13 protein-coding genes are annotated in these 14,560 nt (G+C 73.8%); 3 read left to right on the plus strand and 10 right to left on the minus strand.

The features are described 5' to 3' along the window. Positions 1-45: 45 nt before the first annotated feature. The 8 genes from O4J56_RS08050 to O4J56_RS08085 form a co-directional block, all read right to left on the minus strand. On the minus strand, positions 46-1,995 hold the full coding sequence (locus tag O4J56_RS08050; protein WP_270684786.1) for a TIGR03960 family B12-binding radical SAM protein: 1,950 nt from the start codon (positions 1,993-1,995) through the stop codon (positions 46-48). 57 nt (positions 1,996-2,052) lie between these two features. Continuing rightward, positions 2,053-3,234 (minus strand): rod shape-determining protein RodA, encoded by a 1,182-nt coding sequence (gene rodA, locus O4J56_RS08055; protein ID WP_270684787.1) that lies wholly within the window; start codon positions 3,232-3,234, stop codon positions 2,053-2,055. A 5-nt stretch (positions 3,235-3,239) separates the two neighbouring features. Beyond that, complete coding sequence (gene mrdA, locus O4J56_RS08060; RefSeq protein ID WP_270684794.1) at positions 3,240-5,447, minus strand: penicillin-binding protein 2; 2,208 nt, start codon at positions 5,445-5,447, stop codon at positions 3,240-3,242. Then, on the minus strand, positions 5,435-5,998 hold the full coding sequence (mreD, locus tag O4J56_RS08065) for a rod shape-determining protein MreD (protein WP_408639097.1): 564 nt from the start codon (positions 5,996-5,998) through the stop codon (positions 5,435-5,437). Before mreD ends, mrdA begins: the two co-directional genes overlap by 13 nt. Continuing rightward, positions 5,995-6,954, minus strand: a complete 960-nt coding sequence (mreC, locus tag O4J56_RS08070) for a rod shape-determining protein MreC (protein WP_270684796.1) — start codon at positions 6,952-6,954, stop codon at positions 5,995-5,997. The genes mreD and mreC overlap by 4 nt, the downstream gene beginning before the upstream one ends. Before the next feature lies 1 nt (position 6,955). Beyond that, positions 6,956-7,990 carry a rod shape-determining protein gene (locus O4J56_RS08075; RefSeq protein WP_026123833.1) on the minus strand — a complete coding sequence of 345 codons (1,035 nt, stop codon included), beginning with the start codon at positions 7,988-7,990 and terminating at the stop codon, positions 6,956-6,958. A 203-nt stretch (positions 7,991-8,193) separates the two neighbouring features. Then, on the minus strand, positions 8,194-8,604 hold the full coding sequence (gene ndk, locus O4J56_RS08080; RefSeq protein ID WP_270684798.1) for a nucleoside-diphosphate kinase: 411 nt from the start codon (positions 8,602-8,604) through the stop codon (positions 8,194-8,196). 283 nt (positions 8,605-8,887) lie between these two features. Further along, complete coding sequence (locus O4J56_RS08085) at positions 8,888-9,250, minus strand: winged helix-turn-helix transcriptional regulator (RefSeq protein ID WP_270684851.1); 363 nt, start codon at positions 9,248-9,250, stop codon at positions 8,888-8,890. Positions 9,251-9,402: 152 nt separating this feature from the next. Here O4J56_RS08085 and O4J56_RS08090 point away from each other — a divergent pair, with 152 nt between their 5' ends. Further along, complete coding sequence (locus O4J56_RS08090; protein WP_270684799.1) at positions 9,403-9,810, plus strand: RidA family protein; 408 nt, start codon at positions 9,403-9,405, stop codon at positions 9,808-9,810. A gap of 45 nt (positions 9,811-9,855) precedes the next feature. On the opposite strand, the gene O4J56_RS08095 is transcribed toward O4J56_RS08090, so the two are convergent. Then, positions 9,856-11,343 carry a protein kinase domain-containing protein gene (locus tag O4J56_RS08095; protein ID WP_270684801.1) on the minus strand — a complete coding sequence of 496 codons (1,488 nt, stop codon included), beginning with the start codon at positions 11,341-11,343 and terminating at the stop codon, positions 9,856-9,858. 123 nt (positions 11,344-11,466) lie between these two features. Next, positions 11,467-12,651, minus strand: coding sequence for a trans-sulfuration enzyme family protein (locus O4J56_RS08100; RefSeq protein WP_270684803.1), 1,185 nt, complete (start codon positions 12,649-12,651; stop codon positions 11,467-11,469). 61 nt (positions 12,652-12,712) lie between these two features. On the opposite strand from O4J56_RS08100, the gene O4J56_RS08105 reads away from it, so the two are divergent. Both O4J56_RS08105 and O4J56_RS08110 read left to right on the plus strand, forming a co-directional pair. Next, positions 12,713-14,167: an aminotransferase-like domain-containing protein gene (locus O4J56_RS08105; protein WP_270684805.1), complete on the plus strand. Its 1,455-nt coding sequence runs from the start codon at positions 12,713-12,715 to the stop codon at positions 14,165-14,167. Between the two features lie 133 nt (positions 14,168-14,300). Beyond that, entirely contained in the window at positions 14,301-14,555 is a 255-nt protein-coding gene (locus tag O4J56_RS08110) for a type II toxin-antitoxin system VapB family antitoxin (protein ID WP_270684807.1), read from the plus strand. The last annotated feature ends 5 nt before the right edge of the window (positions 14,556-14,560 follow it).

Genomic DNA, 14,560 nt, shown 5'->3' on the forward strand with positions numbered 1-14,560 from the left:
CCGGTGCGAGCGGGGCACCGGGCCATACTCATGCGCTCCTGCGCGTCAGACCACGCTCAGCGGCAGCAGCTTCGAGCGGTCCGCGGGGGACACGCCGATCTGGATCCCGGTGCCCATGCTCGGGCACACCCCGCAGTCGTAGCAGGGGTTCCAGCGGCAGTCGTCGACCTCCACCGACTCCTCGCCGTGCTGGGCGTCCTGCCAGTCCTGCCACAGCCAGGAGCGGTCCAGCCCGGCGTCCAGGTGGTCCCAGGGCAGCACCTCGTCCTCGGCGCGCTCGCGCACGGTGAACCAGTCCGCGTCGACCGGCTGCCCGGCGAAGGCCTCCTCCGCACAGCGCATCCACCGCTCGTAGGAGAAGCGCTCGCTCCACCCGTCGAACCGGCCGCCGTCGCGCCACACCCGCTCGATGACCGCGCCCACCCGGCGGTCGCCGCGGGAGAGCAGGCCCTCGATGATGGAGGGGCTGCCCTCGTGGTAGCGCAGCCCGACCGACTTGCCGTAGCGCTTGTCCGAGCGCAGCGCGTCGCGGAGCTTGCGCAGCCGGGCGTCGACGGTCTCGGCCGGGGTCTGGCCCGCCCACTGGAACGGGGTCTGCGGCTTGGGCACGAACCCGCCGATGGACACGGTGCACCGGATGTCCTTGCGCCCGGTGACCTCCCGTCCGGTGCGGACGACCTCCTTGGCCAGGTCGGCGATGGCCAGGACGTCCTCGTCCTCCTCGGTGGGCAGGCCGCACATGAAGTACAGCTTGACCTGGCGCCACCCGGCCTCGTAGGCGGCGGTGACGGTGCGGATCAGGTCCTGCTCGGTGACCATCTTGTTGATCACCCGGCGCATCCGCTCGCTGCCGCCCTCGGGGGCGAAGGTCAGGCCCGAGCGGCGCCCGTTGCGGGTCAGCTCGTTGGCCAGGTCGATGTTGAAGGCGTCCACCCGGGTGGAGGGCAGCGACAGGCCGGTGTTGGTGCCCTCGTAGGCGTCGGCCAGCCCCTTGGCGATGCCGCCGATCTCGGTGTGGTCGGCGCTGGACAGGGAGAGCAGCCCCACCTCCTGGAAGCCGGTGTTGCGCACCCCCTCGTCGACCATGGACTGCACGGTCTCCCGGCTGCGCTCGCGCACGGGGCGGGTGATCATGCCCGCCTGGCAGAACCGGCAGCCGCGGGTGCATCCGCGGAAGATCTCCACGCTGTACCGTTCGTGCACCGACTCGGCCACGGGCACGATCGGCGCCTTGGGGTAGGGCCAGGAGTCCAGGTCCATGACGGTGTGCTTCTGCACCTGCCAGGGCACCCCGGGCCGGTTGGGCCGGTAGCCGCCGATCCGCCCGTCGGGCAGGTACTCCACGTCGTAGAAGCGCGGCACGTACACCCCGCCCCCGGCCGCGAGCCGCTCCAGCAGCCCGTCGCGGCCGCCCGGGCGGCCCTCGCGCTTCCACTCCCGCACGACCTCGGTGATCGCCAGGGCGACCTCCTCGCCGTCGCCGAGCACCGCGGCGTCCAGGAAGTCGGCCACCGGCTCGGGGTTGAAGGCGGCGTGCCCGCCGCCCAGCACCACCGGGTGGTCCCCGGTCCGGTCGGCCGCGTGCAGCGGGATCCCGGCCAGGTCCAGGGCGGTGAGCAGGTTGGTGTAGCCCATCTCGCTGGCGAAGCTGACGCCGAGCACGTCGAAGCCGCCCACCGGGCGGTGCGCGTCCACGGTGAACTGCGGGACGCCGTGCTCGCGCATGAGCGCCTCCAGGTCGGGCCAGACCGCGTAGGTGCGCTCGGCGAGCACGCCCTCGCGCTCGTTGAGGACCTCGTAGAGGATCTGCACGCCCTGGTTGGGCACGCCCACCTCGTAGGCGTCCGGGTACATCAGGGCCCAGCGGACCTCGGCGCCCTCCCAGTCCTTGGCCACGGAGTTGAGTTCGCCGCCGACGTACTGGATCGGCTTCTGCACACGCGGCAGGAGCCCCTCCAGCTGCGGAAGGACGCTCTCACCGGCATTGAAGGACATCGGACTGTCGCCTCCGGGTCGGGTTCTGCGGCACGTGCCCTACCAGGGTATGCCGAGTCACTCGAAGCCCCGGTCGCGCGCGTGCACCCCCAGGACCAGCCCCACGGCGCACATGTTGGCGATGGTGGCGCTGCCGCCGTAGGACACGAACGGCAGCGGGATCCCGGTGATCGGGGTGACGCCGATGGTCATGCCGATGTTGATGAACCCCTGGAAGGCGAACCAGGCGGCCACGCCCACGCACACCAGCCGGGCGTAGGGCTGCTCGCACCCGGCGGCGATGCGCAGGATCCGCAGCAGCACCAGGGCCAGCAGCCCGATGACGGCGATGCCGCCGACGAAGCCCAGCTCCTCCCCGGCCACGGTGAAGATGAAGTCGGTGTGCTGCTCGGGGACGAACCGCCCGGCGGTCTGCTCGCCCTGGAACAGGCCGGTGCCGCTGATGCCGCCCGACCCGACGGAGATCATCGCCTGGTTGGCGTTGTACCCGGTGCCCCGCGCGTCCAGCGAGGGGTCCAGGAAGCTGGTGAAGCGCGCCAGCTGGTAGGCCTTGAGCAGGCCGAACCACCACACCGCGACGACCGCCGCCACCCCGCAGGCCAGCATCCCGGCGATCCACCGCAGCGGCGCCCCGGACAGGGTGAGCATGGCCAGGTAGGTGACGCCCACCACCATGCCGGTCCCCAGGTCGGGCTGGAGCATGACCAGCCCCAGCGGGACCGCCATGGCCCCCAGGCTGAACAGCACGTCGCGGCTGGTGGGCGCGGTCTCCCCGTCGCGGGGCTCGCCCAGCAGCATGGCGACCATCAGCACCAGCCCCACCTTGGCGAACTCGGAGGGCTGGAGCTGGACGGGGCCGAGCGCGACCCACGACCGGGAGCCGTTGACCACCTGCCCCAGCGGGCTGAGCACCAGGGCCAGCAGCACCGAGGAGGCGATGAACACGATCGGGGCGTAGGCGCGGGGCTTGCGGTAGTCGACGAAGGCGACGGCCGCCCCGGCCGCCAGCGCGATGCCCACGTGCGCCAGGTGCCGCTCGACGTAGGCCAGCGGGCTCTCGGGGTCTCCGGGCTCGTAGGTGGCGGCGGCCAGCAGCACCGTGCCGATCGCGGTCAGCGCCAGGACGCCGCCCACCAGGGTGCGGTCGAGGCGGCGCGGGCGGTTGACCGCCACGGTGTGCAGGACCCGCGAGGCGGCCCCGCGGCGCAGGGGCTCGGGTGCCGAGCGCGTGGTGGACACGGCCCTCACTCCCCCGCCGCCAGGCCGATGGTGCCGTCGGGCCGCACCTCGGGCAGGTCCTCCTGGGGCTCGCCGCCGGGCAGGTCCGGGTCGCCGCCCTTGACGCTCTTGTCCTCGCCGCCGGCGCCCTTCCCGTCCTTGTCGTCCCCGCCCTCGCGGGTGAAGCCGTAGATGCCCTCGTAGATCTCCCGGACGATGGGGGCGGCGGTCTCGCCGCCGGTGCCGCCCTTGGGGACGACGACCACCACGGCCAGCCGCGGGTCGTCGGCCGGGGCGTAGGAGGCGAACCAGGCGGTGGAGTCGCTGTTGAGCGCCGAGCCCGAACCGGTCTTCCCGGCGATGGAGACCTCGTCCTGCGGGAACCCGCCGAAGGCGCCGCGCGCGGTGCCCTCCTTGGGCACCTGGGTGACGGCCTTCTGGATGTAGGACAGCACCTCCGGTGGCACGTCCAGCCTCCCGGCCTCCTTCGGCTCGATCCGCTTCACCGTCTCCCCGTCGGCCGAGACCAGCGCCTTGCCCACGCGCGGCTCCCACAGGGTGCCGCCGTTGGCGACGGCCGCGTAGGCGCGCACCAGCTGCAGCGGCGTCACCAGCACGTCGCCCTGCCCGATGGAGAAGTTGACCGCGTCACCGGCGCGCCACCGGTAGCCGTCGGTGCAGTTCTCCTTGGCGACCCTCTTCAGGTACGAGGCCCGCCCCGGGTCCTTCTCGGCCACGCCGGGGTAGCCCTCCTTGGCGCGCTTGCAGCTCTCCTCCTTGGTGGCCTCCCACAGCTCCCTCTTCCACTCGCGGGTGGGGATGCGCCCGGCGGCCTCGTGCGGCACGTCGACGCCGGTGGGCCGTCCGAACCCGAAGTCCTCGGCGGTGCGGGCGAACACGTCGTCGGGCTTCTTCTTGCGCCCGTCCTCGCGCCACTCGTCGTAGGCCATCTGGTAGAAGACCGTGTTGCAGGAGACGACGATGGCGCGGTGCAGGCTGAGCGCGCCGTGCGCCGACCCCTCGTAGTTCTCGAAGGAGCGGTTGCCCACCGAGATGGAGGAGGGGCAGGAGTAGGTGCCGCGCAGCGCCTGCCCGCCCTTCACCCCCGCCGCCAGCGAGGACACCTTGAAGGTGGAGGCGGGCGGGTACTGCCCCTGCATCACCCGGGAGGTCAGCGGCGACCCCGCCTCCTCGCTGAGCAGCTCCTCGAACGTCTTCTGGTCGATCCCGCCCTGCCAGACCGACGGGTCGTAGCCGGGCAGGCTCGCCGAGGCGACGATGCCGCCGGTGCGCACGTCCATCACCACGCCCGCGGCGGTGGACGCGGGGTGGCCGGCGCCGCGCGCCCGGTCCAGGCCGCGCCGCAGGGCGTCCTCCACGGTCCGCTGCACCCGCTGGTCGATGGTGGAGACCAGGTGCATGCCGGGCTCGGGGGCCTGCTCGTCGACGAGGCCGGTCACCTCGCCGTGGTTGTTCACCGCCAGGGTGCGCACCCCGGCGGTGCCGCGCAGCTCGGGGTCGTAGGTGGCCTCCAGGCCGTCCCGGCCGACCTGGTCCACACCGCTGTACTGGGTGCGCAGCTCCTCGCGGGCGTCCAGCTCCTCCTGGGTGACCGGCTGCAGGTAGCCGAGCGCCTGGGCGGCCAGGTCGCCGTTGGGGTAGTCGCGCACCGCCAGGTGCTGGGCGGAGACGCCGGGGAAGTCCTCCGAGCGCTCCATGATCTGCAGCGCCGCCTTGGGGTCGACGTCGTCGGCCAGGGTGACCGGCTGGTACGGCGAGCCGGGCCAGCAGGGGCGGCTCACCTCCGGGCCGCACAGCCGGGTGCGCTTCTTGACCGTGTCGGCGGGCTCGCCCACCACCTCGGCCACCCGCTCCAGGACCTCGGCCCCCTGGTCGGGCATCCGCTGCAGGGCGTGCCAGTCGGCCGAGACGACCAGGGCGGTGCGGTTGCGCACCAGCGGCCGCCCCGCCTGGTCCAGGATCAGGCCCCGGGTGGCGGGCACCACCAGCTCCTGGGTGTGGGTGGCCTCGGCCAGCCGCGAGAAGTGCTCGCCCATGGGCACCTGCAGGTACCACAGCCGCACGCCCAGCGCCGCGAACAGGGCCAGGACCAGCACCTGGGCCAGGACCAGCCCGCGGCGCCCGGGCGCCGCGCGGGCGGTGGGCCCACCCCCCGGCGCCTCTCCGCCGCGCCGCCGGGGGCGCCCCGGCCGCCTCCTCCTCATCCACGCCATCCGCGCGTCCCTCCCCCGCTGAACGCGGGCAGGTCGGGGTAGCCGCCCTCGGCGTAGGCGTCCGGGGCGACCGCCCGCATGATCCGCCCCGCAGGGGCCAGGACCAGCGGGCTGACCAGCATCGTCTCCGCCGCCGACAGCGGGACCGCGACGGCGGCCGCCGCCAGGCCCACCCGCGGGTCGCCCAGGCCCGCGCCCAGGAGGGCGAATCCGGCGGCGGTCCCCAGGGCGGCCACCGCGGCGGTCCCGTAGACCCGGGCGCGGCCGCGGCCCTCCACCCGCCCGTAGCGGGAGACCAGGTAGCCCGCCAGGCAGTACAGCAGCGCGTACCGCCCGGCCTCGTGGTCGGCGGGCGGCAGCAGGTCCACCGCGAGCCCGGCGCAGAACCCGGTGGCGGCCGCCCCTGCGGGGCCGCTGCGCAGCGCGGTGGCCGCGACCGCCAGGACGACCAGGTCGGGGCCCACCCCCCAGGGCAGCGGGAGCCGGTTCACCAGCGCGGCCTGCGCCAGCACCGCGGCGGCCACCAGGAGTGCGGTCACCGCCCCCTTCATCGGTCCCCCTCCTGCCGGTCGGAGTGCCGGTCGGTGCGCCGCTCGGAGTCCCCGGGCGGCCGGGCGGCGTCGCCGTCGGGCTTCTCGGGCAGCACCGAGTCGCGCGGGTCCTCCTCCGGGCCGCCGACGACCACCCCCACCACGTCCAGGGAGCCCAGGTCGGCCGCGGGCCGGATCTCGGCGGTGCGGGTGAGCGCACCGGGGGTCTCGCGCACCCGGGTCACGGTGCCCAGCGGCACGCCGGGCACGAACGGGGCGTCGTTGTGCGAGCCCATGGTCACCACCCGGTCGCCCTCCTCCACCTGGGCGTCGGCCTGCATCAGCTCCAGGACCGCGGGGGCACGGCCGTCCAGGGCGCGGGACCGGCCGTGCACCGCGCCGATGTCCCGCGAGCCCTCCATGCGCGCGCCCACCGAGGACGCGCCGTCGGTGAACAGCAGGACCGTGGAGGTGGAGCGGGAGGCGCGGATGACGCGGCCGACCAGGCCGGAGCCGTCGACCACCGTCATGTCGCGGGCGACCCCGTCGCGGGTGCCGGCGTCCAGGGTGACGGTCTCGGCGTAGCCGCCCGAGCCCATCCGGGTCACCGCCTGCGCGGGCACGATCTCGTAGCCGCCCAGGCCGGACAGGTGCAGCAGGTCGTCGAGGCGCCCGGAGCGCACGCCGTCCTGCTCGGCGGCGGCCAGCTCGGCGCTCAGGGCGCGGTTGCGCTCCTCCAGCTCCTCGATGCGCGCGCGGGCGCCGGGCGCGGCGGCGAGCGTGCGGTAGCCGTCGGCGAGGGGCCCAGCGGCGGCGGACACCGCCCCGGCGACCGGGCCGAACGCCGCGCCGGCGGCGGCGCGGGCGGTCCCGGTGACCGGGTCGGTGCCCGGGCGGCCGTCCAGCACCATCAGCGCGATGGAGGCCGCCACCAGCAGGACCAGGACCAGGCGCGGGCGTGGGCCGTCGCGCCGCATGTCAGCGCCGCCGTTCGGGGACGAGGACCTGGTTCAGGCGCTCGTAGTTCTCCACGCAGGTGCCCGAGCCGATGGCGACCGAGTCGAGCGCGTTCTCGGCCAGGTGGATGGGCATGCCGGTCTCGTGGCGCAGCCGGTCGTCCAGGCCGCGCAGCAGGGCTCCGCCGCCGGTGACGGCGATGCCGCGGTCCATGATGTCGCCGGACAGCTCCGGCGGGCACTTGTCCAGGGTGGTGCGCACCGCGTCGATGATGGCGGTGACCGGCTCCTCGATGGCCTGGCGCACGTCGGCGGCGGAGAGCACCACCGTCTTGGGCAGCCCGCTGACCAGGTCGCGCCCGCGCACCTCGGCGTGCAGCTCCTCGGCGCCGGTGGGGTAGGCCGAGCCGATGGCGAACTTGAGCTCCTCGGCGGTGCGCTCCCCGATCATCAGGGAGAACTCCTTCTTGACCGAGGTCATCACCGCCTGGTCCAGCTCGTCCCCGCCGACGCGGATGGACTGGGAGGTGACGATGCCGCCCATGGAGATGACGGCGACCTCGGTGGTGCCGCCGCCGATGTCGACGACCATGTTGCCGGTGGGCTCGTGCACCGGGAGCCCGGCGCCGATCGCGGCGGCCATGGGCTCTTCGACGATGTGCACCCGGCGGGCGCCGGCCTGGTAGCCGGCCTCCTTCACTGCGCGGTGCTCCACCGAGGTGATGCCGCTGGGGACGGCGACGACCACACGGGGCTTGGCGAAGTGGCGGCGGCGGTGGATCTTCTGGATGAAGTAGCGCAGCATGCGCTCGGTGATCTCGAAGTCGGCGATGACGCCGTCCTTGAGCGGGCGCACCGCGGTGATGTCGGACGGGGTGCGACCGATCATCTGCTTCGCCTCGACACCCACCGCGACGATCTTGCCGGTCGAGGTGTTGAGGGCCACGACGGAGGGCTCGTTCAGCACGATGCCCCTGCCGCGCACGTAGACCAGCGTGTTGGCGGTACCGAGATCGACCGCCATGTCGCGGCCGAGAAAGGCGAGATTAGTGGTCATGAATCGTCCTCAGCGGCACCGAATCGGCGCGTCGCGCACGGGGCGGGCAATAGGGTCTCGTTCCAGCACGGATGTGGATCCAGCACCCGTATCGTAACGCTGGGGAGTTGCTCCGTTACGCAAACACACCGAATCGTTGCACCGCTGAGGACTCGGGCTCACGACGCGTCGGCCGGGGCGGCCGACGGAGACCGGTCCGGCGGTCAGGCCTGCAGGTCGGGGAAGAAGAGCTTGATCTCCCGCTCGGCCGAGTAGGTCGAGTCCGAGCCGTGCACGATGTTGGCCTGGACCTCCAGGGCGAAGTCGCCGCGGATGGTGCCGGGGGCGGCCGAGACCGGGTCGGTGGCCCCGGCCAGGGCGCGGAAGGCCTCGACGGCGCGCTCGCCCTCGACGACCATGGCGACCAGCGGGCCGCCGGTGATGAACTCGACGAGCGAGGGGAAGAACGGGCGCTCGGCGTGCTCCTCGTAGTGCGTCTTGGCGGTCTCCTCGTCGAGCGTGCGCAGGTCCATGGCGACGATGCGCAGGCCGCGGCGCTCGATGCGGGAGACGACCTCGCCGATGATGCTCCGCCGGACGCCGTCGGGCTTGATCAGGACAAGGGTGCGCTCCACGTGGATCTCCTCAGGGCTGTCGGTAGGGATGGCGCGGCCGGCGGTTTCGGTTCGCACCCGCGACGGGCGGTCGGCCCGCGCGAGGGGTGCGCCGTCGGCCCCGGTGAGCGCAACCTTACCCGTGCGGCGGCGGTCCCGAGGCCGGTTCAGGGCGGCCCCTAATACGGCAACGACAGGTCGGCCCCAACCCGTGTTGATCTCGGGGATGTCGGGCTTAAGCGGGCCCGTTCAAGCCCGACATCCCCGAGATCATCGCTGATAGGGCCGGAGGCCGAGGCGCCCCTCACCCCTCGAAGCGGCCGCGGGAGTCCTCGATGTGGGCGAGGTTGGCGCGGGTCCAGTCGCAGAACAGGTCGACGGCCTGCCGCAGGTCGCGGCCGGGCCCGGTGAGGGCGTAGTCGACGCGCGGCGGGACGGTGGGGTGCACGGTCCGCTCGACCAGGCCGTTGCGCTCCAGCATGCGCAGGTTCTGGGTGAGCATCTTGTGGCTGATGCCCTCGACCTCGCCGCGCAGCTCACTGAAGCGCAGGGTGCGCTCGCCCAGGGCCTCGATGATGAGCAGGGCCCACTTGTTGGCGACGTCGGAGAAGATCTCCCGCGCCAGGGAGTCCGCGCGCCGCAGGTCCGCGTCCGCCTCGCTCTTCATGCCCGTCCCGCCCCTGTCCTGCTCGGTCACCGCCGGGTTCCCCCGTTACGGAAAAGTGCGTTCTTCCCTGTCGGCGCTCACTCTCCTACGGTTCCCGGGTAACCGCAAGAGAGCGTGGGCCGCCAGGCGCCGCGCACGAGGAGAGGACCGGCATGGCCGTCACCCTGATCCACCCCGAAGGACTGCCCAAGATCGACCTGTACAAGCAGGTGTCGGTCGCGACCGGGTCGAAGCTGGTGTCCGTGGCCGGGCAGGTGTCCTGGGACGCCGAGCAGAACACGGTCGGCAAGGGGGACCTCGCCGCCCAGGTCGAGCAGTGCTACCGCAACGTCGCCACCGGCCTGGAGGCGGCGGGGGCGACCTTCGACGACGTGGTGCGGCTGACCGTGTACGTCGTGGACATGGCCCCGGAGAAGCTGCCCGTGTTCCAGGAGGGCATGGAGCGGGTGGCCAAAGCCCTGGGCAAGGCCCCGACGCCGCCGATCGCGGTGATCGGCGTCGCCGCCCTGGACATCCCCGACCACCTGGTCGAGATCGAGGCCACGGCGCTCGTCGACTGAGGCGGTTCCGAGGGCGGCCGACCGGCTCACCCCGGTGGCGGACGCCTACGCGCCGCCCAGGGACAGGAGCACGATGACGATCACGAACGCCGCGGCTATGACCACGACCGCGGCCCACTCGTTGAATCCGCCCGCCGCGCCGGACGGGTGCCGTGCGTGCTTCTGGGGTCGGGGGAAGACGAAGGCGCCGGGGGAAGGTCCGTGCCGGAACGTGGTGACACCGTTCGCGGTGGAGGCGGTGTAGCCCCTTCGGCCCGGCCGGACCTCGAAGGTGACCGTGCCGCCGTACGTCAGGCTGATCAGACCGGCGTGCACGGCGGCAAGGCCCACCGAGGATTCGTCCGTATAGACGCCGTCGCCGTGGACCCTGCCGAGCCCCGTGTTTCCGTTGGGGGGCAATCGGACGGTGAAGCGCTCGTGGTCGCGGCCCCGGAAGTTCACGGCGGTGAACTCCCAACGCACGTCCGTGTTGCCGAGGGAGACCGGGGCCGCGGCCGCGCGCCGCGCCGAGGGCGCGGAGGGCCGTGGCCTCTGGGGCCCGGCTCCCGCTTCGGCCTTGCGGCTCCCCTCCGCCCGCTCCGGCGTCCGCCTCACTCCCTCGGGCCCGGTCGGCGCGGACTTCGCCCCACTGGGGCCGACGAGCGTCAGGACCTTCGTCTTCTCCCGGGTGATGACCTCGGTGACCGCGTCGGGCACCCAGTGCGCACCGGGCGGCGCCTCCTCGGCCTCCGCCTGTGATGCGAGGGCCTCCAGCACATCGTTCGTGGAGGGCCTTCGCCCCGGCCTCTTGTCGAGGCAGGACCTCACCAGCCCGGCCAGGCGCCCCGAGACCCCGGACAGGTCGGGCGCCTCGTGCACGATCCGGTAGGCCACCGCATGCGGAGCACCCGTCCCGAAGGGGCCGGCGCCCGTGGCAGCGAAGAACAGTACGCACCCCAGGGAGAACACGTCGCTCGGCGGACCGATCTCCTCACCGCGCGCCTGCTCGGGGGACATGAACGCAGGGGTGCCCAGCAGGGTCCGGCTCTGGGTGAAGCTGGTCGCGTCCATGGCCCGCGCGATACCGAAGTCGATCAGCCGGGGCCCGTCCTCGGCCAGGATGACGTTGCCGGGCTTGAGGTCCCGGTGCACCAGCTCCTTGGCGTGGACGGCGGCCAGCCCCTCCGCGAGGCCCGCTCCCAGAGCGGCGACCGACCCCGCCGGGAACGGGCCGTGCTCGTCCACGGCCCACTGCAGGGACGGACCCGCGATGTAGGCCGTGGCGAACCACGGCGGCGTACCGCCGGTATCGGCGTCGACGACCTGGGCGGTGTAGTGGCCGCCGATGCGGCGGGCGGCCTCCACCTCCAGGGCGAACCTGCGCCGGAACCCGCCGTCCCCGGCGAGGTCGTCGCGCACCACCTTGACGGCGACGGGGCGGCCGCCCTTGGAGCGGCCGAGGAACACCTGCCCCATTCCCCCTGCGCCCAGGCGCGCCTTGAGCCGGTAAGGGCCCACCGAACGCGGGTCGCCACTGCGCAGGGGTGCGAGCACGGGGCCTCCAGGGGGCCGGGGCCCCGGGCGGGCCCGGATCAATGCATGATGCCAGGCCCCACCGACCGGCGAACAGGCCTGACCGCCTGCCGCACAGGGGCTCCGGCCGGCCCTCCGACACCGTCACACGGCGGCGAGGGCCTTGGCGATGTCGGCCCACAGGTCGTCGGGGTCCTCGATGCCCACCGCGATGCGGACCGTCCCCTCGGTGATGCCCGCGGCCTCCAGCTCGGCGGCGGTGAGGCGGTGGTGGGAGGTGGAGGCGGGCGCCATCGCCAGCGTCTTCACGTCGCCCAGGGACGGGGCCAGGCTCGCCACCTCCAGCGCCTCGGTGAAGGCGGCGCCGGCCGCCCGGCCGCCGCGCAGGTCGAAGGAGAGCACGCCGCCGCCCGAGGCGAGCAGGCGGGAGGCCCGGGCGTGGTCCGGGTGGTCGGGCAGGTCGGGGTGGGACACCGAGCGCACGGCGGGGTGCTCGGCCAGGCGGCGGGCGATCGCGGCCGCGTTGGCGCTGTGCCGGGGCATGCGCAGGGCCAGCGTCCGCAGGCCGCGCAGGGTGAGCCAGGCGTTGAACGGCGAGGCGCAGGCGCCCAGTTCGACGCCGTGCTTCCATACCCGCCGGTGCAGGTCGCGGTCGGCGTAGACCGCGGCGCCGCCGATCGCGTCCCCGTGTCCGCCCAGGTACTTGCTGGTGGAGTGGAGGGCGATGTCGGCGCCGTGGTCGAGCGGGCGGAACAGCAGCGGTGTGGCGAAGGTGTTGTCGACGGCCGTGGGGACCCCGGCCTCGCGGGCGACCGCGGCCAGCGCGGGCACGTCGCTGACGCGGGTGGTGGGGTTGGCGATGGTCTCCAGGTAGAGCAGCCGGGTGTTCGGGCGCAGCAGGGCCCGCACCTCCTCGGGGTCGTCGCCGGAGACCCGGTCGACCTGCACGCCCCAGCGCTTCTCCAGGTCGGTGAGGAGGGCGTGGGTGCCGCCGTAGAGCGCGCGCTGGGTGATGATGTGGTCGCCGCCGCCCACGAGTGCGGTGATCACGGCGTTGATGGCGCCCATGCCGGAGGCGTAGGCGGTGGCGGCAGCGCCGTGTTCGAGGTCGGCGAGGGCGTGTTCCAGGGAGCGGACGGTGGGGTTGGAGTAGCGGCCGTACAGGGGTGCGGCGTCGGGGCCGTTGAAGGCCCCCGCCAGCGCCTCGGCGGTCGCGAAGGCGAACTGGTGGTCGAGGTGGAGCGGGGCGCCCAGCGGGGTGCTGCCCTCGGGCTCGGACACCGGGGTGTGCACACTGCGGGTCGCGTCGTGGAGTTCGGTGCGCTGCATGCCTCCATGCCATCGGGGATTGGTCCGCTGATCCAGGGCCAATCAGGGCAGAATGGTCCGCATGGGAACGGACAAGGTGGACGCGCGGACCCTGGCGTCGCTGCTGGGGCGCTGGTCGTCGGGGCGGGGGCCGCTGTACCTGCTGCTGGCCGGGCGGCTGCGGCGGCTCATCGAGGAGGGGACGCTGCGCGCCGGGGCGGTGCTGCCGCCGGACCGGGTGCTCGCCTCGGCGCTGGCGGTGGGGCGCACCACGGTGGTGGCGGCCTACGAGGAGCTGCGCGGCGAGGGGCGGATCGAGCGGCGCCAGGGCAGCGGCACGCGGGTGGCCGAGGCGGTGCCGCTGCCCCCGGCGGCGGAGGAGGGCCCGGTCAACCCGATGTTCCTGCAGCTGCTCGAGCCGCAGGACGGAACGGTGGTGCTGAGCTGCGCCGCCCCGGAGGAGCCGCCGCCGGAGGTGGCGCGGGCGTACGGGGAGCTGTCCCTGCCCTCGGCCGTCGACCTCGGCTACCACCCGGCGGGGCTGGCGCGGCTGCGGCGGGCGGTGGCCGCCAAGTACACGGCGCAGGGGGTGCCGACCGCGCCGGAGCAGGTGCTCGTCACCACGGGGGCGCAACAGGCGCTGTCGCTGCTGGTGGAGCACCTGGTGGCGCCGGGCGACGGGGCACTCGTGGAGGCGCCGACGTACGCGGGGGCGCTGGACGTGCTGCGGGCGTCGGGGGCCGCGCTGATGCCGGTCGCCACGGGCCCGGAGGGACTGGACGTGGCGCGGGCGGTGCGGCTGATGGCCGAGCGCCGGCCGGTGCTGGCCTACACGGTGCCCAACCACCACAACCCGACCGGGTCGGTGCTGCCGCCGCTGGCGGCGCGGCGGCTGGTGCGGGCGGCGGCGCAGTACGGGGTGGTGCTGGTGGACGACGCGGTCGCCGCCGACCTGTCGCTGGACGGCTCCCCGGCCCCGCCGCCGCTGGCGGCCTACGGGGAGGCGGTCACGGTGGGCTCGCTCAGCAAGGTGGCCTGGGGCGGGCTGCGCGTGGGGTGGCTGCGGGCCCGTGAGGAGCTGGTGGCGCGGCTGACGCGGCTGAAGTCGATGCGGGACCTGGGCGGCGAGGTGGGGTCCCAGCTCGTGGCGGCGGCGCTGCTGGAGGACTACCAGCAGGTGCGCGGGCGCCGCATCGCGGAGCTGCGGGCGGGGCACGACCTGCTGCTGGAGGAGATGGGGCGGCGGCTGCCGGAGTGGGAGTGCCCGCCGGCGGCCGGGGGGCAGACGGTGTGGGCGCGCCTGCCGCGCGGGGACGCGGCGTCCTTCGCGCAGGTGGCGATCAGGCACGGGGTGGCGGTGCTGCCGGGCCCGGCCATCGACGCCTCGGGAGGGAGCCGCGACCGGCTGCGGCTGCCGTTCTCCCCCGCCCCGGACCGCCTGGCGGAGGGCGTGCGGAGGCTGGCGGAGGCGTGGAACGCCTACACGGCCCCGAAGGGGGCACCGAGGTCGGTGTCCCTGGGCGCGGTCGTGGTGTGAGGGACCGGCGTCACACAAACGGAGACACGCACCAAGGACACACACTCTTGATGCTGGCTCACACGCACTGAGAGCACCAGAAAAGTTCAACCAAGCACACCACGAACCCGCAACTGTGGCCTATAACCGATGCATGACGAGGATCACTGTTGATGTCAATGACGAATGGCTCGACGCAGCCCGCGAAGAGCTGGGCACCGGAACTAAGGTGGCGACGATCAACGCCGCCCTTGAATCATTCGCCGAGCGCAGAAGGGCTCGGGAGGCACTCGCGATCTTCGACGAGGTGGAGATGGATTTCGAGGGCTCCTCTGCGTCCTTCGGATACGGCGGTGGACGCGACCTCTCCCGACTCGCCGAGGAAGCCAGGACGCGGAAGGCTGTGTGATGGCG

This window comes from Nocardiopsis endophytica (assembly GCF_027706725.1).
GTDB classification, from domain to species: Bacteria; Actinomycetota; Actinomycetes; order Streptosporangiales; family Streptosporangiaceae; genus Nocardiopsis_A; species Nocardiopsis_A endophytica.

Bases quoted from the DNA above. Each gene is read 5' to 3' on its own strand.
- O4J56_RS08085 (WP_270684851.1), bottom strand. From the start codon at position 9,250: ATGAAGAGCGAGGCGGACGCGGACCTGCGGCGCGCGGACTCCCTGGCG.
- O4J56_RS08090 (WP_270684799.1), top strand. From the start codon at position 9,403: ATGGCCGTCACCCTGATCCACCCCGAAGGACTGCCCAAGATCGACCTG.
- mrdA (WP_270684794.1), bottom strand. From the start codon at position 5,447: ATGGCGTGGATGAGGAGGAGGCGGCCGGGGCGCCCCCGGCGGCGCGGC.
- O4J56_RS08050 (WP_270684786.1), bottom strand. From the start codon at position 1,995: ATGTCCTTCAATGCCGGTGAGAGCGTCCTTCCGCAGCTGGAGGGGCTC.
- mreD (WP_408639097.1), bottom strand. From the start codon at position 5,998: ATGAAGGGGGCGGTGACCGCACTCCTGGTGGCCGCCGCGGTGCTGGCG.
- O4J56_RS08105 (WP_270684805.1), top strand. From the start codon at position 12,713: ATGGGAACGGACAAGGTGGACGCGCGGACCCTGGCGTCGCTGCTGGGG.
- O4J56_RS08110 (WP_270684807.1), top strand. From the start codon at position 14,301: ATGACGAGGATCACTGTTGATGTCAATGACGAATGGCTCGACGCAGCC.
- O4J56_RS08100 (WP_270684803.1), bottom strand. From the start codon at position 12,651: ATGCAGCGCACCGAACTCCACGACGCGACCCGCAGTGTGCACACCCCG.
- O4J56_RS08075 (WP_026123833.1), bottom strand. From the start codon at position 7,990: ATGACCACTAATCTCGCCTTTCTCGGCCGCGACATGGCGGTCGATCTC.
- mreC (WP_270684796.1), bottom strand. From the start codon at position 6,954: ATGCGGCGCGACGGCCCACGCCCGCGCCTGGTCCTGGTCCTGCTGGTG.